We start from the raw sequence: 17,736 nt of genomic DNA on the forward strand, positions 1-17,736 counted from the left end.
TCCGGGGACGGGCTATGCTTCTCGCGATCGACGCGGGTAACACCAATGTGGTTTTTGCGCTGCTCGACGGGCGGGACATCCGCGCGCGGTGGCGGATCGCGACCGATCCCCGCCGCACGGCCGACGAATATGCGGTATGGCTGAACCAGCTTCTGATGCTGGAGGGCTTTGCCATCGGAGACGTCGATGCGGTGATCATCGCGACCGTCGTGCCGCGGGCGCTGCATAATCTTCAGGTGCTGGCCGAGAAATATTTCAAGACGACCGCGCTCATCGCCGGGCAGGCGCCGGTGGAGTGGGAGATTGAACTGGACGTGGCCGAACCGGCCTCGGTCGGCGCGGACCGGGTTGTAAATGCCATCGCCGCCCACCATCTCTACGCGGCCGATCTTATCGTCATCGATTTCGGCACGGCGACGACCTTCGACGTAATCGACTATCATGGCGCTTATAAGGGCGGCATCATCGCGCCGGGCATCAACCTGTCGCTGGATGCGCTGGTGGCGGCCGCCGCCAAGTTGCCCAAGATCGCGATCGCGCCGCCGGAGAACCGGTCGGTTATCGGTCGGACCACCGAAGCGCAGATGCATATCGGCGTCTTCTGGGGCTATGTTGCGATGATGGAGGGGTTGGTCGCCCGCATCCGTGCGGAGATCGGCCGGCCGGCCAAGGTGATTGCGACGGGGGGCTTAGCGGTCCTCTTTGATGACAATAGCGATATTTTCGATGCGATCGCGCCCGATCTCACGATCCAGGGCCTCGCATTGCTGTATGAACGGAGTTTGAAAACATAATGACACCTGGAAATGAGCTGATCTTCCTGGCCCTTGGCGGGTCGGGGGAGATCGGCATGAATGTGAATCTCTACGGTTGCCAGGGCAAATGGGTAATGGTCGATCTGGGCCTCACCTTTGCCGATCCGGCCTATCCGGGCGTCGAGCTGGTGTTGCCCGACCTCGCCTTTATCGAGGAACGCAAGGACGACCTGCTCGGCATCGTGCTGACGCATGGGCATGAGGATCATATCGGCGCGATTCCCTATCTCGCCGCCGATCTGGGCGTGCCGCTCTATGCGACGCCCTTTACCGCTGGGCTGATCCGGCTGAAGCTGGAGGAAGAGGGACTCAGTCGAGAGGTCGAGCTCAACGTCATCGACAATGAGGGCAGCTTCGCGCTGGGGCCGTTCGGTTTCCGCTATGTGCCGCTGGCTCACTCGATCCCCGAAGGCAATGCGGTGCTGATCGACACGCCTTATGGCAAGATATTCCATACCGGCGACTGGAAGCTGGATGAGGCGCCGCAGTTGGGCCAGCCCTCAACGCCCGAGGAACTGACCGCGATCGGGGATGAGGGCATATTGGCGCTGGTGTGCGACAGCACCAATGTCTTCAATGCAGAGGCGAGCGGCTCCGAAGGCGATGTGCGCATAGGGCTGATGGAGACGATCAAGGGCGCGAAGGGCCGGGTGCTGGTCACTACCTTCGCCTCCAACGCCGCGCGTCTGCAGACCTTGGGCGAGGTCGCCAATGCCGTGGGGCGCAAGCTCTGCGTGGCGGGGCGGTCGCTCGACCGGATCATCTCGACGGCACGCACTGCGGGTTATCTCAAGGATTTTCCGCCCACCGTCGATTGGGACGATGTGATGGCGCTGCCCCATAATGAGGTGATGATCATCGCCACCGGCGGGCAGGGGGAGGCGCGCGCGGCATTGTCCCGCATCGCCTTTGACAGCCATCCGATCAAGCTGGACGAAGGCGATTTGGTCGTCTTCTCCTCCAAGCAGATTCCGGGCAATGAGATCGCCATCGGGCGCATCCAGAATGCGCTGGCGACCAAGGGCGTGCTGATGGTGACGGATCGTCAGGCGGAGGTCCATGTGTCGGGCCATCCGGGGCGGCCTGAACTGGAGGCCATGTATCGCTGGGTGCGGCCGCAGATCCTGCTGCCGGTGCATGGCGAGCGGCGGCATATGGCCGAGCAGGCGCGGCTGGGGCTGGCGAGCGGGGTGCCTTCCGCCGTGGTGCAGTCCAACGGCGATATGCTGCGGCTGGCACCGAACGGGCCGGAGATTATCGGCCAGGAAGCCACTGGGCGGCTGGTGCTGGACGGCGATGTCATTCTGCCGGCAGATGGCTCGACGATGAATGAGCGGCGGAAGGTCGCGCTGCATGGGCAGATCAGCGTGGCGGTGGCGCTCGACGGCAAGGGGCGGGTGATCGGCACTCCTGCCTTGCGGACCCAGGGCGTGCCGGTCGAGGAAGACAAGACGGCCTTTCTGCAGGAAGCCGCCGAGGAAGCTGCCGCCGTCGTGGCCAAGGGATCGCAGGAAGAGGAAGCGCTGCGTGAGCGGGTGCGACTGGCGGTGCGGCGCACGGCGACGCGCTGGACAGGCAAGAAGCCCGTGGTAGACGTGCTGCTCATTCGCGCCTAAAGCCTGACCTCCATGAACTGGTATGCGATTTTTGCCATTTATGTGCTGTTCTGGGTGATCAGCGCATTCATCGTGCTTCCCTTCGGCATTCGTACGCCTGACGAAACGGGCGAGGTGTTGCTGAAGGGGCAGGCGGACAGCGCGCCCGGCAATTTCCGGCCGGGCCGGGTCGCCATCCGGGCGACCATCCTGTCGGCGGCCTTGTTTGGCCTCTATTATGCCAATTATGTCGAAGGCTGGATCACGCTGGAGCGGTGGACGCATATCGGCTGAGCGTCTGGTGGAGCGGCGCGCGGAGGCGATTTCACCGATTTATCGCGCGTCAGCGGCGATCACCATCATGTGCATCCGCGCCCGCACCCGAAAGCCGAGCGTCTCGTAGAGCGCGACCGTTGCCTCATGCGCGGCATAAGCATGGAGGAAGGGCGTTTCTCCCCGTTCCAGCATGGCTCTGGCGACGATCTGCATCAGCCTTTTCGCATGGCCCTGTCCGCGATGGTCGGGATGGGTGCAAACCCCGCTGACTTCGGCAAAGCCGGGCATGCGCATCCGCTCGCCCGCCATGGCGATCAGCTTACCCTGCTCCTTGATGCCGATGAACCGGCCGAGCCGGTGGGTGAGGGGCAGGAACGGTCCCGGCTTCGTCATCAGAGCCAGGGCGCGCATCTCCGCCGCATCCTCTTCGGTCAAGATGACGGGGTCGAAGGGGACGGGATCGCCAAGGATTTCTTCCGCCACCATCTGCGCCAGCATCGCTTCCCGCACCAGGCGGGCGCCGGGTGGTGGCGTCGGGGCTTCCGGTTCGACGATCCATGCCTCGCCATCCTTCGGCACCAGCGCCGCCAGTGCGGCCTGCGCCGTCGGCCCATCATCCGCGGCGGCGGCGAAGGGGCCGTAGCGCGGATCGATCCGCAATGCATGCGCATCGCCTTGGGCCAGCGGCATCCAGCCGCTGTTGAGGGCGTTCCAGACGGGGCGATGCAGAGGATGATCTGTCATGACGGTCCTATTTTCCGGTTAAGAGCAGGGATGGCAAGCCCTTCCCGTCTCCATCCGGCGGCGGGCCGTGGAAACTGTCGATTCCGTAACAATCCGCTTGTTTCGGGCGTCTTTGCGGGGCGTGATTTACCAAATGGAAATCATGTTTCGGCAAAGGTGGCGATGACGTGCCACGCCATGAACGAAACTTGATCGCAACCTTGCGCGGGCGCCTTGCCCCGGACACTCAGCAAAGCGCTGAAGTGCAGGCGAATCTCGTCAAATCCCTCTATGCTTCCCCGGCATCGCTGATGATCGGCGCGGTGGCGGGCGGGGCGCTGAGTCTGGTGGTCGCGTGGCATGCGCAGATTACCGCCATTACCGTCATTTGCGGATTGATCTGTTTGGTAGGGCTCAGCCGATCGATCTCCGCCGTCTATTTTCAGCGGCAGCTTGCCCATCAGCATGGCGTGACCCAGCCGATCTGGGGGCTGGCTTATGAGCTGGGCGCCTGGTGCTATGCGGCGCTGCTGGGAATTTTGTCGTTCGCGACACTGCTATTGTCCAACGACGCGAAGCTGCACGTCCTGGCCGTCTGTCTGGTGGCGTCCTATTCAGGTGGCATTTCCGGCCGCAATGCGGGGCGCATCCAGGTCGCGGTCGGCCAGACCTGCCTCTCGCTGCTACCGACTTCGCTGGGCCTCATCCTTTCGGGTGGGCTGGGCTATACGGTGCTCGGCATCCTCTGCTTCCTGATGATCTTCGCCATGGCGGACATCACCAAGACGACGCACCGCATCGTTCTGGAGGCGTTGCAGGGCAAATATGAAAAGTCCCAGCTCGCCACCAAGTTCGAGCGTCTGGCCCGGTTCGACAGCCTGACCGGCGTCGAAAACCGCATGGCGATGCAGATGCGGCTGCGCGAACTGTTCGACGGGCGACGATCCGATCAGGATCCGATGGCCGTGTTCTGGATGGATCTGGACCGGTTCAAGGAAATCAACGATTCCCTGGGGCATATGATTGGCGACCAGCTATTGTGCGGGGTCGCTGAAAGGCTTTCCCATGCGCTGGACGGCCGGGGCCATGTCGCGCGCTTCGGCGGGGACGAGTTCGTCCTGATCTGTCCGGGCGCCGACCGGCGTGCGGCGGAGCATATCGCCGCCGATGTGATGGCGGAATTCGCGCATGACTTCGATGTCGGCGGCTATCGTCTGGGCGTGACCGCCTCCATGGGCATCGCCGTCGCGCCGGAGGATGGGCAGGACAGCGAGGAACTGCTCCAGCATGCGGATATGGCGCTCTATCAGGCGAAACATGCCGGGCGGAACCGCCATGCGCAGTTCACCTGGTCGATGAAGGAGCGGCAGAACCGCACCTACGAGCTGGAAATGGGCCTGCGCAGCGCCATGGCCAATGATGAGCTGATGCTGCACTATCAACCGATCTTCGATACGGAGACGGGGAAGATCGCGATCTGCGAAGCGCTGATGCGCTGGGATCATCCGACGCTTGGCCGCATTTCTCCGGCGGAGTTCATCCCGATCGCGGAAAGCAGTTCGATGATCGAGCCGATCACCGCCTGGGCGCTGGAGCGGGCCTGCGAGGATGCGATGGAATGGGATGAGAATGTCCGCGTCGCCGTCAATATCTCGCCCGTACTGATCAAGAGCGACGGTCTGCCTCGCGCGGTGATATCGGCGTTGATGCAGTCGGGGCTGAAGGCGCGCCGGCTGGAGCTGGAGGTGACGGAATCGATCTTCCTGGAGGATAGCGGGCGGACCAACCTGATCCTGTCCGACCTGCGGCGCATCGGCCTGCGGCTGGCGCTGGACGATTTCGGCACGGGCTATTCCTCGCTCGGCTATCTGCGCGACTATGCCTTCGACACGATCAAGGTCGACCAGAGCTTCATGCGCGGGGTGGATGGCAATTCACGCCACCGGGCGATCGCCCAGTCGGTCGCTTATCTGGCCCATGCGCTGGACGTGGAGACGGTGGCCGAAGGCATAGAGACGGAGGATCAACTGCGGTGCGCCCATGAGATGGGCTTCACCAATGTCCAGGGCTTCGTGCTGAGCCGGCCGGTGCCTGCGGCCCAGGTGTTGGAGATGATGCGGCGCATGAACGACGACAGCGGCACCGTGGCGATGTTGCAGGACCGGCGGCGCGCCTGATCCTATTTCTGCAGGCGGGTTTGGGCCGAAGCCAGGCGGCGCATCATCCGCACGCTCTTCGGATCGAGCTTGAGCGCGGTGGCCGCCCAATTTTCGACGATGTCCTTGAGTTCCTCATATTCCAGCGGATCGACACGTCGGCCCGCCTGGAAAACGCCGACATGGCCCGCATGACGGGACAGGCTGCCCGCTATATAGTCGCGCACCGCCTGTTCGCCTTCGCCATCCTCCACCAGCGTATGGACGACGCCCATGTCGTACATTTCCTGCGCGCTATAGACCTTCCCGGACAGGATCATCCGCTCGGCCATCAGCCGGCCCAGCTTGCGCGCCAGGATGGAATAGGCACCCATGCCGGGGAACAGACCGAAGAGCATTTCGGGCAGGCCGAAACGGGCGCTGCGTTCAGCGATCACCACGTCGAAGCAGAGCAAGGCTTCGAACCCGCCGCCCAGCGCATCGCCCTGCGCCAGCGCGATCGAGATCACCGGCAGGTCGCCATTGCGCCAGGTGCGGTGCACCACGTCGATGCAGGCGTGGCCATAATCGACCAGTCCCGGCAGGTCGCCCCGCTCGATGCAGCCGGCGAACAGTTCCAGATCGCCTCCCAGGTTGAAGACGCCGGGAAAGCGCGATCCCGCCACCATATATTTGACCGGCAGCTTGCCGGCGTCGAACAGCCGCTTCGTCTCCACATACCAGTAACGGACGTCGCGCAGCATCGCCGGACTGAAGTTGGGCCGATTCGCGGGTGTCATGAATGCCCACAAAGTGGCCGCCGCCGCGTCCCAGCTCACGTCGATCTGGCCCAGGTCGAACATCGTCGACGTGCCGATGTCCGGCGCGGAAGTCACGCTTTCCGTAACGGCAATGAGGGCAGCGTCCTCCTCCGCCGGGAGATGGGCGGGAGTCAGCTCGTCCATATGTTCACGCGCGGAATTAAATCGCCCGGAATCAACCATCTGAGCCCCCAAACTGCGACAGATAATGAGCAGAACAGTGTTGCGGCACTTATGCAACCGCCGCGGTCGAGGTCGCTCCGGAATTAACCATTTTTATTAGCTACTGTTGCGTACATGTCGCCCAAAAGAGGGTTATCGAAGGGTAAATGTTGCACTAATGCAACAAATCGCTGTTTTGACTGCCGGTCGCAAATTCGGCGCAGGCCTTTGTTAACCTTTATTAATTAGGACGGGCGGCATGAATACGCCCCGAACCGATACGCAGCTTGTGACCCTGCTGCTGCACGATCTGCAAGGTGAGTCATGGCGGCTCAGCCTGTCTGCGGATTGCCTTTGCTTCATCGGCAATTATCGCCGGGTGGAGGGCTTCAACGTCGACGCGATCGTGGCATTGGACGGGTTGCGCAAGAAGGGCTGAACCGCGCCTTTGCGACCTTGTATGGCGCGTCTTTCAACCTTACAGCGCGCAGCGTGACCAATCCCCGTTTCTCCTTTTCGATCGCCGCGACCGACGGCAAGGCCCGCACCGGCACCATAAAGATGCGGCGCGGCGACATCCGCACGCCTGCCTTTATGCCGGTGGGCACGGCTGCCACGGTCAAGGCGATGCGCCCTGCCGAAGTGCGCGCGACAGGCGCCGACATCATCCTGGGCAACACCTATCATCTGATGCTGCGTCCCGGCGCGGAACGCATGGCGCGGCTGGGCGGGCTGCACGGCTTCATGGGCTGGGACCGGCCGATCCTGACCGACAGCGGCGGCTATCAGGTAATGAGCCTCAGCGCGCTGACCAAGATGAGCGAGGAGGGCGTCGCCTTTTCAAGCCATATCGACGGGTCGAAGCATATGCTGACCCCGGAACGGTCGATGGAAATCCAGCGGCTGCTGGACAGCGACATCGTCATGGCGTTCGACGAGTGCACGAAAAACGGCTGCACCCATGACGAGGCAGCCAAGTCCATGGAGCGCTCCATGCGCTGGGCGAAGCGTTCGCGCGACGGCTTCGATGCGGGCGGGCAGCATGCCGCCAAAGACCACCCCGAACGAGCGGCTTTGTTCGGCATCCAGCAGGGATCGCTTGACGAAGGGTTGCGGCGGATTTCGGCGGAAAAGCTGATCGAGATCGGCTTCGACGGCTATGCCGTTGGCGGGCTGGCCGTGGGCGAGGGGCAGGAGGCGATGTTCGCCACGCTTGATTTCGCGCCGGACATGCTGCCGGTGGACAAGCCGCGCTATCTGATGGGCGTGGGCAAGCCCGACGACATCGTCGGCGCGGTGGAGCGCGGCATCGACATGTTCGATTGCGTGCTGCCGACGCGCAGCGGGCGCAACGGGCAGGCCTTTACCTGGGCCGGGCCGCTCAACATCCGCAATGCGCGCTTTGCCGAGGATATGGGTCCGCTTGATCCACGCTGCGACTGCCCGGTCTGCGCGACCTGGAGCCGCGCCTATCTGCATCATCTGGTGAAGGCGGGCGAGATGCTGGGCGCGATGCTGATGACGCAGCACAACATCCATTTCTACCAGGCGCTGATGCAGGGGATCAGGCAAAGCATAGCCGAGGGGCGGTTTGCGGGTTTCGCGGCGGATTTCCGGCGGGATTATCGGCGGGCTTGAGGGGCGAAGACGGCGTTGGGGCGGGGCGTGCGGATCGTCCCTCGCTCCAGGCCTAATCCAGCACCGTAATCGCTATCGCATAATCCCCCGTTTCCGGATCATGCTCCAGCGGCGCGCGCAACTGGCGGGACAGGCCGGTGAGAACCCGTCCATAGCGTTCCTCCAGCCGGGCGGTCATGTCCGGCGATCCGCGCAGGGCGGGCGAGAGAATGTGGAGCACCGCCCGGCCGGTGCTGCCCGGTTCCAGTTGCACCGATATCCGCATCGCGGTGCGCGGGTTGGACAGCATGGCGAGTTCGACCAGTTCGGTCAGCAGGAAGGCGATCGGCACGGCGACGTCCTGGCTGATATGCAGATTGTCGCTGTCGATCTGAATGCCGAAGCGGCGCGCTTCGGCGGGGGCGGTGCTGCGCAGACTGGCCGACAATTCGCTGATGAGCGAGCGCACGCCGACGCCGCGATGCTCCTCCAGCTCCGCATAATGGTTGCGGTGGACGACGGACAGCGCATCGACCCGGCGCTGGATCGTCGCATAGGCCTCGATCGCTTCCGTATCATGGGCAGATCGCGCGTGGAGATTGATCAGGCTGGCGATGATCTGAAGGTTGTTCTTGACCCGGTGATGGACCTCGCGGGTCAACTTGCGCTGGGTTTCCAGACCCTCCGCCATTTCCGCCTCATGGGTCGCGACATCCTCGCTGATTTCGCGGAAGGTGTCGCCCAGCGCCACGATCTCCTGCGCGGGGGTGCGGATGCGGCGCATCGGTTCCAGCACCTCGCCGGGCTGATAGGCCGCCACCGATCGGCGCAGCAGCACCAGCGGCCGGATCAGCAGGCGGTTGACCACGAACCAGCCTATCGCCGCCGCCGCGAACCACATGACCAGCGGCAGGAACAGCGAGAGCATGCGCGCAACCGTGACCGGGGGATCGCGCAGCGTCATGGTGAGGATGATGCCCGGCGAATCGAGCCGGGCCGAAAGCGTCGTGCTATGGCCGCTCGGCAAGCTGGCGGGGCGCGTGATGAGCAGGCTGTGGCGGCTATCGTGCAGGGTGATCTGCCGGTTCTGCAACGTGCCTGCCGGGTTGGTCATCGCCTCCAGATAGGCGCGCGAATAATATGCGATCGCCACGACCGCGCCGTTGCTGCTTTGTGCGCGGCTGACGAGATAGGGCGCATTGGGAAGCAACTGGGCGGGGGCGCTGCTGAAGCGCAGCGAGGGCGGCAGGCCGGTGGGCTCCGGCAAGGAGGAGCCGCATAGCCGCCGGCCTGCGCGGTCGTAAATATAATAGCGCCCCCCGCCGCGATCGTGGGAGTTCAGGAACACCGAAAGGCGCGCACACATGCCCCGATCCGGCCCGGACGTGGCGAAACTGTTGGCCGTCAGCATCAGCGCCGTACGATCCGAGGCCAGATCCGCCGATAATTTACGCGCGCTCTGGGTGACGGCGACGCGCAGCAGGGCTTCCTTTTCCAGATCGGTCGTGCGGATCGCCTGGAGCGACGCCACCAGCGCGATGAGCCCAAGCGGCAGCAGCGCCAGCGTCAGGATGAGGAACATCTTGACGCCGGTCGAATGGGAAATGTTGTTCAATCTTTGCACGAAGGAGAGAAGGGCCGGAGGAGGCGTGGCTTCGATGGGCGGCGGTGCGGGGCTTGTGTCCATTATCTGACGCTGAACATCAAACGCCGGTTTTCCCAGGAAGGCAACATCCGCCCGCCGGATTTTTCCAGAAGCGCCATATCCCCTCCGGTTGTTCTGGTCCGGCTGATCAGGGAGAGTCAGTCCAGCTTGCTGAGAAGGTCGAGCATTTCGGCGGGAATATCCTCATCCACCGCCCGCTGGTAAACGGAACGCAGGGCGTTGGCGACCTGGCCGTCATCTTTCGCCGCGGATGCGCGTTTCTTGCGGGCGACGCCGCCCTTCACGCCAGAACCCGGAGTGCTGGTGCCGACATCTTTCTTGTCCCCTCCCGTCACATCCCGTTCCGTCGTTGAAGCAACCAAAACACGCCCCTCTGCAGCCATCAATATCATGCCAGCCTGCTCTTCTTGCGGCTTTCCCCTATGACGTCAATTCAACGTCTGGGAAATCAAATCACAAAATTCCAAAGATTTCGAAAAAACCGAACGGCAGTGAAACAAATCCCCCGGTTGTTGGTTCCCTTGGCGAAGCATTTTTTGCCCGCTGGGCAGGCCGGTGCAGGAATGGGGGAGCGATTTCGGCAAGCCTGCCGAAAGCCTTTCCGTTCTGAAAGGGGGAAGGGGGGCTTGCCACATCGGCATCGTCCATCCATCCTTCCGATCCGGCGAATGTTTCGACGCATATGTTAAGCCATGACAAGGCGCCCGATGGGCTGGGAGATTTTTTACAGATGTCGCTTGGTCAGCAACTCCACCCCCACCTTCCTTTCCTGCGTCGTTATGCGCGCGCGCTGACGGGCAGTCAGGCGCATGGCGATGCCTATGTCCGTGCCACGCTCGAAGCCATTGTGGCGGCGCCGGACGAATTTCCCGCAAATGTCGACCCGCGCCTTGGCCTCTATAAAACCTTCCATGCGATCTGGTCTTCCTCCCATCTGGAAGACGGGCCGGTGCTGACCGGCGTCGACGGGCAGGAAGCGATCGCGCAGGCGCGGCTGGCCCGCCTGACGCCGCTGCCGCGCCAGGCTCTGCTCCTCACGGCGCTGGAAGGGTTCACCGTCGACGATGTCGGCTATCTCATCGGTCTGGAGAGCGATGACGTCGAGGCGCTGGTCAAGGAAGCGCTGAGCGAGATCGAGTCTCAGACCCTCGCCAAGGTGCTGATTATCGAGGATGAGCCGATCATCGCGATGGACATTGAAACCATCGTCCGCGACCTGGGCCATGAAGTGACCGCGATCGCCGTCACCCGCGAAGATGCGGTGCGCGAAGCCTTGGCGGAACGGCCGGGCCTCGTGCTGGCGGACATTCAGCTTGCCGACGATTCGAGCGGGATCGACGCGGTGAAGGATATCCTTGCCGAATTTTCCGTGCCGGTGATCTTCATCACCGCATTCCCGGAGCGTTTGCTGACAGGCGAGCGTCCGGAGCCGACCTTCCTCATCACCAAGCCTTTCCAGCGGTCCACCGTCAAGGCGGCGATTTCCCAGGCGCTGTTCTTCGACGAAGCCACGGCTCCGGCCTGATCGTTGCTGTCAGCTTTCTAAAATTAGGCCGGAAAAAGCGGGAACCCCGATCCGCGACTCGCGTTATTGATGCGTAACGATCGGGAGAAGCTTGATGGCTGAACAGGAACAGCACATTGCGACCGAAGATGCCAGAGCGGGCTCTACGCGGCATAATGTGCGTTACGTCCTGGGCATTTCGCTGACACTCGCGATCATCGTGATGATTGTGATATTATGGGGCTATTGAATGCTGCGGCAATTGGTCCTTGAGAAGAAAAAAATTGGGATGCGGACGCACATATGGCTTTGACGACTTCCGTTCATGCAGCGAGGGCGACGGCCGGTGAGGGGGTTGTTTCCATGAGCGAGGGCATAAGCCAGGATGTGGAGCGCGAAACCCTGTCGGACGCGGATTTCAAGCGCGAGCTGGCAGCCGTGATCCCGCATTTGCGCGCTTTTGGCCGGTCGCTGTCGGGCAATCGCGATGTGGCGGACGATCTGGTGCAGGAAACGCTGCTGAAGGCCTGGGCCGCGCGCAGCCGCTTCCAGGCGGGCACCAACATGCGCGCCTGGACCTTCATCATCCTGCGCAATCACTATCTTTCCCAGATGCGCCGCTCCCGTTTCCGGGGCGACTGGGACGATCTGGCCGCCGACCGCCTGCTTGCCGCGCCTGCCGGGCAGGACAAGCATGTCGAATTGTCGGACATGCAGCGCGCTTTGCTGCAATTGCCGCAGCCGCAGCGCGAGGCGCTGATCCTGGTCGGCGCGGGCGGCTTTGCCTATGAGGAGGCGGCCGAGATTTGCGGCGTCGCCGTCGGCACCATCAAGAGCCGGGTCGCGCGCGGCCGCGCTGCGCTGGAACAGATATTGGAAAATGGCGAACTGCCTTCGCGCCGCAGCCATGAAACCAGCGACACGTCGGTGCTGGACGAGATCATGGACGATGTCGACCGGTTGAGCCGTGGCCGCGAAGCCAGGGAAGTGAGCGAAGATACCGACTCCGACCTGGAATGATCTGTGTTACACTCTCCACCTCTGGATGTGAGGATCGGGAGAAGGAGAATGGACGAGGGGCGTAAGGATGAATCCTACGAACCGGCTTCCGTACCGGGCCGGTCGCGCGGCAGCTTGATCATCTTCCTTTTGGTGGCCATCGCCCTGATCCTGGCGATCGGCTTTTTCTACATGACCAAGGAACGGGATGATCGCCGGGCCGATACTCTGACGGAAGCGGCCGGGTCTGTCGACAGCGCGGCCCATGTGGTGGGCGATGCGGCGAAGAATGCGGCGGATACGCTTCGAAATCATGATTGAAGCGTCCTTGCATGCCCATGCCCGCCGACACCATTTTGCGGCATTGATAAGACATAGGCTCCCGTTCAGAAAATCTTTGTGATTGTCGTGCATTGTCCCCGGCGGTGTCGGATCGCCTTACAGCACCTGTAAGGCGATCCGGCGATGGCCTGCCCGCCGGGCGCAGCGGGAAACGCGCGACGAATGATAAGATTGTTCAAACATTATGTGCCGCATGCGGTGTTGCTGCTCGGTCTGCTGGACTTCCTGCTGCTGATCGGCGCGGCGGAAGGCGGCTGGATTTTGCGCGCGCATCAGATCGGCATGAATGTCGATCATGTAACCACGCGCATCGGGCCGCTCGTCAGCTTCGGCATCGCGATCCAGACGGCGATGATCGCCGTCGGCGTCTATGGCCCGGAGGCGCTGCAATCGATCCGTTATGCACTGGCGCGGTTGCTGGTCGCGATTTCGCTGGGCGTGCTGTTCCTGTCGGTCATGCATTTCCTGCTTCCGGACATCACGCTCTGGCGATCCAATTCGCTCTACGCCATGGGGCTGGCCATCGCTATGCTGCTGGCGATCCGCATCCTTCTGGGGTCGATGCTGGGCGGCGAGGCGTTCAAGCGGCGGCTGGTCGTGCTGGGCGCGGGCAATCGTGCCGCCCGCATCAGGGAGATTGAACAGCGCAAGGGCTCGGGCTTTCTCATCGTCGGCTATATCGCGATGAACGACGGCTCGCAGGTCATCCCCGAAGCGATCAACCGCGGCGCCATTTACAATCTCGCTGATTTCGTGGTCCGCCTGGCCGCGAGCGAGGTCGTGCTGGCGCTGGAGGAGCGGCGCAACGCGCTGCCGCTGGGCGACCTGTTGCGCATCAAGACCACCGGCGTCCATGTGAACGAGATATCGACCTTTCTGGAACGCGAAACCGGCCGCGTCGACCTGGATAGCGTGAATCCGAGCTGGCTGATCTTCTCCGACGGCTTTTCCGCCGGCCGCCGGATTTCCAGCATCGCCAAGCGGCTGTTCGACATCATCGCCAGTTCCATCCTGCTGCTGCTGACCGGCCCCATCATCCTGCTGGCGGCGATCCTGGTGAAGCTCGACAGCAAAGGCTCCGCTTTCTACCGCCAGCAGCGCGTCGGCCTGTTCGGCGAGGAATTCTGGATCGTGAAGCTGCGTACCATGCGGCAGGATGCGGAATCGTCCGGCCAGGCGGTATGGGCGGAAAAGGACGATCCGCGCATCACGCGCCTCGGCTACTGGCTGCGCAAGCTGCGCATCGACGAACTGCCCCAGACCTGGACGGTGCTGAAGGGCGAGATGAGCTTTGTCGGCCCGCGTCCCGAACGCCGCCAGTTCGTCGAGGATCTGGAACAGCATCTGCGCTATTATGCCGAGCGGCATATGGTGAAGCCCGGCATCACCGGCTGGGCGCAGATCAACTATCCCTATGGCGCGTCGATAGAGGATGCCCGGCACAAGCTGGAATATGACCTTTATTACGCCAAGAATTACACGCCCTTCCTGGACCTGCTGATCCTGATCCAGACCCTGCGCGTCATCCTCTGGCCAGAGGGCGCGCGATGAGCATGCTGCTGCAATTCGTCGGGGATTGGGGCCATGCCCTGGCCGCCGTGCTGTTCGCGGCGCTGGGCATCTTCATCCTGCGCCGCCGGGAAGAGGCGGCCGAACAGCGGCTGCTGGCCGCCGCGCTGCTGCTCACTTCCTGCTGGTCGCTCTACGTCTCCTTCGGCGGGGTGGAAAAGCCGCTGACCGGCATTGGCGAGAACATCCGCAACGCCGCCTGGCTGCTGTTGCTGTTCGCCATGCTGCGGCGGAATGGGGCAACCCGCGGAGGATCGCTGGTGGCGATCGGATCGGTTTACGCCGCCGTGGCGGGAATCATCCTGCTCCAGACCTTCACCGACCTCATCTGGCGGCAATTGCCTTCGTCCAGCGACCTGCATCGCGCACTCACCCATGTTTCGCTGGTGCTGCACATGATGACCGCGATCGGCAGCCTGATGCTGGTCCATCATCTCTACATCAGTTGGCCGACGCGGGAACGGGGGCGGGTGGCGCTGCTGCTGGGCGCGTTGGCGGCGATGTGGACCTATGATCTCAACCTCTATGCCATCGCCACCTTCGCCATGCACCGCGCCAACGAGCTTTACGCGCTGCGCGGGCCGATGATGGCGCTGCTCGCGCCAGTAATCGCGGCGGGGATGCGCAACGACATGGCGGGGCGGCTGCAATTGTCGCGCGCGCTGACCTTGCAGTCGCTCTCGCTGGCGGCGATCGCGCTGTATGTCGTGGTGCTGGCGGCAGCGGCGGTGCTGGTGGAACTGGTCGCCGGCCCCTATGCGCGGGTCGTCGAAATCGGCTGCGTCTTCTTCATGGCGGTCAGCGCCTTGGTGCTGCTCCCCTCCCGCCGGATACGCGCCTTCTGGAAGGTGCAGGTGGCCAAGCATTTCTTCCAGCACCGCTATGATTATCGCACTGAATGGATGCGCTTCGGTGACACGATAGGGCGTCCGGGCGACAATGCCCTGCCTTTGGGAGAGCGGGTGGCGAAGGCGGTGGCCGACATCACCGATTCCCCCGCCGCCGTGCTGATGCTGCGGGCGGAGGATGGCGCGCTGGCGTTCGAGACGCAGTGGAATTGGCCCGGCGAGATGCCCGATGGGGCAGTGGTGCCCGCACCGCTCGCCGCACTGATCGAACAGAGCGGCTGGATCATCGACATCGATCGCCCGCCAAGCGGCGCGGGAGAAATCAGCGCGCCCGGCTGGATGAGCCTCGATCGCCGCGCCTGGGCGCTGGTGCCGCTCATTCATTTCGGTCGGCTGATCGGTGCCATCCTGCTCGCCCGGCCGCCGATCGACCGGCGGCTCGACTGGGAGGATTTCGACATGCTGCGCGCCGCCGGACGGCAGGCCGCCAGCTATCTGAGCGAGGCGCAGGGGCAGCAGGCGCTGGACGATGCCCAGCGTTTCGAGGAGTTCAACCGCCGCTTCGCCTTCATCATCCATGACGTGAAAAATCTGGTGAGCCAGCTTTCGCTGCTCGCCCGCAATGCGGAGCGGCATGCCGACAATCCGGACTTCCGCGCTGACATGGTGCTGACGCTGCAAGAGTCGGTGGGCAAGATGAACGACATGCTTGCCCGCCTGTCGCAACATAACAAGGGCCGGGCGGAAGAACCGCGTCCCATGGCGCTGCTCGAGGTGGCGCAGCAGGTGGCGCGCACCCGTTCGCGCCAGCATGAGATACGCGTCACGGGCGATGCGCCGCAGGTGCTGGCCGATCCGGCGCGGGTCGAGCAGATCGTGATTCATCTGCTCCAGAACGCAATCGACGCCAGCAGGCCCGATAGTCCTGTGGAATTGCGTCTGTCGGTTGAGGCCGAAAATGCAGCGTTAGACGTCGTGGACCAGGGCCGGGGCATGACTGCGGAATTCATCCGCCGCGAGCTGTTCAAGCCCTTTTCGTCCAGCAAGACGGGTGGTTTCGGTATCGGCGCGTTCGAGGCGCGGGCGCTGGCCCAGGCCATGGGTGGCCGGATCGACGTGGAAAGCAAGCCGGGGGTGGGGAGCCGTTTCACGCTGCGCCTGCCGCTGGCCTCGGGGGAAGAATTTAGGGGGAAGGCCGCCTGATGAGCGACATGCGACCGAAATTGCTGATCGTCGAGGATGATCCGGGGCTTCAGCGGCAGTTGCGCTGGGCCTATGAGGAATATCAGCTTTTCATCGCGGGCGACCGCGAGGAAGCGATCGAAATGCTGCGCGAGCAGGCGCCCGATGTGGTGACGCTGGACCTGGGTCTGCCGCCCGATCCCGACGGCACCAGCGAGGGTTTCGCCACGCTGGCGGAAATCCTGCGGATCAAGCCTGATACGAAGGTCATCGTGGCATCCGGCCATGGCGCAAGGGAAAGCGCGCTCCATGCCATTTCGGGCGGCGCTTATGATTTCTATCAGAAGCCGGTCGACATCGATGAGCTGGGCCTGATCGTCCGCCGCGCCTTCCACGTCCATGCACTGGAAAAGGAAAATGCGCGGCTGGCCGAAACCGCGCCGGAGGGCGGGCGCGTGCTGGGCCGCCTGATCACCGCCGCGCCGGAAATGATGAAGGTCGCCCGCACCATCGAGCGGGTCGCGGGGGCGGACGTCTCCGTCCTGCTGCTGGGGGCGAGCGGCACCGGCAAGGAATTGCTGGCGCAGGGGCTGCACGATGCCAGCCCGCGCCGCGAGGGTGCCTTTGTCGCGATCAACTGCGCGGCGATCCCGGAGACGCTGCTGGAAGCGGAACTGTTCGGGCATGAGAAGGGCGCCTTCACCGGCGCGATCAAGACCACGCCGGGCAAGATCGAACTGGCGCAGGGCGGGACGCTGTTCCTTGATGAAGTGGGCGACATACCGCTGGCTTTGCAGGTCAAGCTGCTGCGTTTCCTGCAGGAGCGGGTGATCGAGCGGATCGGCGGGCGCCAGCCCATATCGGTTGACACGCGGATCGTGTGCGCCACGCACCAAAATTTAGAGGAAATGATCGCGGCGGGCAGCTTCCGCGAGGATCTTTACTACCGGCTGGCCGAGATCGTGGTGCGCATTCCCGCGCTTCGGGAGCGGCCGGGCGATCCGGCGCTGCTGGCGCGGCATTTCCTCAACCGCTTCGCCAAGGATATGAATCCGCAGGTCAAGGGTCTCGCGCCCGATGCGCTGGCGGCGCTCGATGGCTGGGGCTGGCCCGGCAATGTGCGTGAGCTGGAGAACCGGATGAAGCGCGCTGTCATCATGGCGGATGGCAAGCATGTCACCGCCGCCGATCTCGATCTGGACGGGGATCGGGCCGAAGGGGGTGATGCGGTGAACCTCAAGGCGGTACGGGAAATGGCCGACCGCCGCGCGATCCGCCGGGCGATTGCGCGAACGGATGGGAATATTTCAGGCGCGGCGAAGGTGCTGGGGATCAGCCGGCCGACGCTCTATGATTTGTTGAAGCAATATCGGATGCAGAATTGAGGGTTCTTCCGATTGGCCCAAAAATGCAACGTGCTCCTGCGCAGGCAGGAGTCCAGTCCCGTCCTTTGGGGATTATCGCGCCGTTTGAACTAGGCTC

At 63.3% G+C, this 17,736-nt stretch carries 18 protein-coding genes; 13 read left to right on the forward strand and 5 right to left on the reverse strand.

What is annotated here, in order from left to right; translation table 11 throughout:
- Nucleotides 1–14 precede the first annotated feature (14 nt).
- From K426_RS07935 to K426_RS07945, 3 genes are read left to right on the forward strand one after another with little or no spacing between them, the layout of a single operon-like run.
- Entirely contained in the window at nt 15–794 is a 780-nt protein-coding gene (locus K426_RS07935; protein ID WP_066555761.1) for a type III pantothenate kinase, read from the forward strand.
- Entirely contained in the window at nt 794–2,431 is a 1,638-nt protein-coding gene (locus K426_RS07940; RefSeq protein ID WP_066555763.1) for a ribonuclease J, read from the forward strand. Before K426_RS07935 ends, K426_RS07940 begins: the two co-directional genes overlap by 1 nt.
- Nucleotides 2,432–2,443: 12 nt before the next feature.
- Entirely contained in the window at nt 2,444–2,704 is a 261-nt protein-coding gene (locus K426_RS07945) for a DUF1467 family protein (protein ID WP_066555765.1), read from the forward strand.
- Between the two features lie 39 nt (nt 2,705–2,743).
- On the opposite strand, the gene K426_RS07950 is transcribed toward K426_RS07945, so the two are convergent.
- Complete coding sequence (locus K426_RS07950) at nt 2,744–3,430, reverse strand: GNAT family N-acetyltransferase (protein WP_066555767.1); 687 nt, start codon at nt 3,428–3,430, stop codon at nt 2,744–2,746.
- Between the two features lie 188 nt (nt 3,431–3,618).
- Between K426_RS07950 and K426_RS07955 the strand changes: the two genes are divergently transcribed.
- Complete coding sequence (locus tag K426_RS07955) at nt 3,619–5,586, forward strand: putative bifunctional diguanylate cyclase/phosphodiesterase (RefSeq protein ID WP_206377456.1); 1,968 nt, start codon at nt 3,619–3,621, stop codon at nt 5,584–5,586.
- 2 nt (nt 5,587–5,588) lie between these two features.
- Here the strand turns inward: K426_RS07955 and K426_RS07960 are convergent, their stop codons facing one another.
- Nucleotides 5,589–6,548: a crotonase/enoyl-CoA hydratase family protein gene (locus tag K426_RS07960; protein WP_066555770.1), complete on the reverse strand. Its 960-nt coding sequence runs from the start codon at nt 6,546–6,548 to the stop codon at nt 5,589–5,591.
- 238 nt (nt 6,549–6,786) lie between these two features.
- Between K426_RS07960 and K426_RS07965 the strand changes: the two genes are divergently transcribed.
- Both K426_RS07965 and tgt read left to right on the forward strand, forming a co-directional pair.
- Nucleotides 6,787–6,966: a hypothetical protein gene (locus K426_RS07965; RefSeq protein ID WP_066555771.1), complete on the forward strand. Its 180-nt coding sequence runs from the start codon at nt 6,787–6,789 to the stop codon at nt 6,964–6,966.
- 53 nt (nt 6,967–7,019) lie between these two features.
- Nucleotides 7,020–8,165: a tRNA guanosine(34) transglycosylase Tgt gene (gene tgt / locus K426_RS07970; protein ID WP_066561511.1), complete on the forward strand. Its 1,146-nt coding sequence runs from the start codon at nt 7,020–7,022 to the stop codon at nt 8,163–8,165.
- 52 nt (nt 8,166–8,217) lie between these two features.
- On the opposite strand, the gene K426_RS07975 is transcribed toward tgt, so the two are convergent.
- The 3 genes from K426_RS07975 to K426_RS31215 all read right to left on the reverse strand — a co-directional run bounded on the left by K426_RS07975 (nt 8,218) and on the right by K426_RS31215 (nt 10,458).
- Complete coding sequence (locus tag K426_RS07975) at nt 8,218–9,726, reverse strand: sensor histidine kinase (RefSeq protein ID WP_066561513.1); 1,509 nt, start codon at nt 9,724–9,726, stop codon at nt 8,218–8,220.
- Nucleotides 9,727–9,947: 221 nt separating this feature from the next.
- Nucleotides 9,948–10,193, reverse strand: a complete 246-nt coding sequence (locus K426_RS32485) for a NepR family anti-sigma factor (RefSeq protein WP_237230042.1) — start codon at nt 10,191–10,193, stop codon at nt 9,948–9,950.
- A 70-nt stretch (nt 10,194–10,263) separates the two neighbouring features.
- Nucleotides 10,264–10,458, reverse strand: coding sequence for a hypothetical protein (locus tag K426_RS31215; protein ID WP_140404534.1), 195 nt, complete (start codon nt 10,456–10,458; stop codon nt 10,264–10,266).
- A gap of 82 nt (nt 10,459–10,540) precedes the next feature.
- Here K426_RS31215 and K426_RS07985 point away from each other — a divergent pair, with 82 nt between their 5' ends.
- The 7 genes from K426_RS07985 to prsR all read left to right on the forward strand — a co-directional run bounded on the left by K426_RS07985 (nt 10,541) and on the right by prsR (nt 17,639).
- Nucleotides 10,541–11,335: a response regulator gene (locus K426_RS07985; protein ID WP_066561517.1), complete on the forward strand. Its 795-nt coding sequence runs from the start codon at nt 10,541–10,543 to the stop codon at nt 11,333–11,335.
- A gap of 94 nt (nt 11,336–11,429) precedes the next feature.
- Complete coding sequence (locus K426_RS32835) at nt 11,430–11,564, forward strand: hypothetical protein (RefSeq protein ID WP_254911450.1); 135 nt, start codon at nt 11,430–11,432, stop codon at nt 11,562–11,564.
- A 113-nt stretch (nt 11,565–11,677) separates the two neighbouring features.
- The gene (locus tag K426_RS07990; RefSeq protein ID WP_066555776.1) at nt 11,678–12,334 is read left to right on the forward strand and encodes a sigma-70 family RNA polymerase sigma factor; all 657 of its coding nucleotides are present in this window, start codon (nt 11,678–11,680) and stop codon (nt 12,332–12,334) included.
- Between the two features lie 48 nt (nt 12,335–12,382).
- The gene (locus tag K426_RS07995) at nt 12,383–12,634 is read left to right on the forward strand and encodes a hypothetical protein (RefSeq protein ID WP_066555778.1); all 252 of its coding nucleotides are present in this window, start codon (nt 12,383–12,385) and stop codon (nt 12,632–12,634) included.
- Between the two features lie 183 nt (nt 12,635–12,817).
- Nucleotides 12,818–14,206, forward strand: coding sequence for a TIGR03013 family XrtA/PEP-CTERM system glycosyltransferase (locus K426_RS08000; protein ID WP_066555779.1), 1,389 nt, complete (start codon nt 12,818–12,820; stop codon nt 14,204–14,206).
- A complete protein-coding gene (prsK, locus tag K426_RS08005) occupies nt 14,203–16,275 on the forward strand; it encodes an XrtA/PEP-CTERM system histidine kinase PrsK (protein WP_066555780.1) in 2,073 nt (690 codons plus the stop codon). Before K426_RS08000 ends, prsK begins: the two co-directional genes overlap by 4 nt.
- Nucleotides 16,275–17,639, forward strand: a complete 1,365-nt coding sequence (gene prsR, locus K426_RS08010) for a PEP-CTERM-box response regulator transcription factor (protein WP_066555781.1) — start codon at nt 16,275–16,277, stop codon at nt 17,637–17,639. Before prsK ends, prsR begins: the two co-directional genes overlap by 1 nt.
- Nucleotides 17,640–17,736: the final 97 nt, after the last annotated feature.

The sequence above is a fragment of the Sphingobium sp. TKS genome, assembly GCF_001563265.1.
Classification (GTDB): domain Bacteria; phylum Pseudomonadota; class Alphaproteobacteria; order Sphingomonadales; family Sphingomonadaceae; genus Sphingobium.

Bases quoted from the DNA above. Each gene is read 5' to 3' on its own strand.
- prsR (WP_066555781.1), top strand. From the start codon at position 16,275: ATGAGCGACATGCGACCGAAATTGCTGATCGTCGAGGATGATCCGGGG.
- K426_RS07995 (WP_066555778.1), top strand. From the start codon at position 12,383: ATGGACGAGGGGCGTAAGGATGAATCCTACGAACCGGCTTCCGTACCG.
- K426_RS07975 (WP_066561513.1), bottom strand. From the start codon at position 9,726: ATGTTCCTCATCCTGACGCTGGCGCTGCTGCCGCTTGGGCTCATCGCG.
- K426_RS08000 (WP_066555779.1), top strand. From the start codon at position 12,818: ATGATAAGATTGTTCAAACATTATGTGCCGCATGCGGTGTTGCTGCTC.
- K426_RS07990 (WP_066555776.1), top strand. From the start codon at position 11,678: ATGAGCGAGGGCATAAGCCAGGATGTGGAGCGCGAAACCCTGTCGGAC.
- K426_RS07945 (WP_066555765.1), top strand. From the start codon at position 2,444: ATGAACTGGTATGCGATTTTTGCCATTTATGTGCTGTTCTGGGTGATC.
- K426_RS07965 (WP_066555771.1), top strand. From the start codon at position 6,787: ATGAATACGCCCCGAACCGATACGCAGCTTGTGACCCTGCTGCTGCAC.
- K426_RS32485 (WP_237230042.1), bottom strand. From the start codon at position 10,193: ATGGCTGCAGAGGGGCGTGTTTTGGTTGCTTCAACGACGGAACGGGAT.
- prsK (WP_066555780.1), top strand. From the start codon at position 14,203: ATGAGCATGCTGCTGCAATTCGTCGGGGATTGGGGCCATGCCCTGGCC.
- K426_RS07985 (WP_066561517.1), top strand. From the start codon at position 10,541: ATGTCGCTTGGTCAGCAACTCCACCCCCACCTTCCTTTCCTGCGTCGT.
- K426_RS31215 (WP_140404534.1), bottom strand. From the start codon at position 10,458: ATGGACGATGCCGATGTGGCAAGCCCCCCTTCCCCCTTTCAGAACGGA.
- K426_RS32835 (WP_254911450.1), top strand. From the start codon at position 11,430: ATGGCTGAACAGGAACAGCACATTGCGACCGAAGATGCCAGAGCGGGC.
- K426_RS07950 (WP_066555767.1), bottom strand. From the start codon at position 3,430: ATGACAGATCATCCTCTGCATCGCCCCGTCTGGAACGCCCTCAACAGC.
- K426_RS07960 (WP_066555770.1), bottom strand. From the start codon at position 6,548: ATGGTTGATTCCGGGCGATTTAATTCCGCGCGTGAACATATGGACGAG.
- K426_RS07940 (WP_066555763.1), top strand. From the start codon at position 794: ATGACACCTGGAAATGAGCTGATCTTCCTGGCCCTTGGCGGGTCGGGG.
- K426_RS07935 (WP_066555761.1), top strand. From the start codon at position 15: ATGCTTCTCGCGATCGACGCGGGTAACACCAATGTGGTTTTTGCGCTG.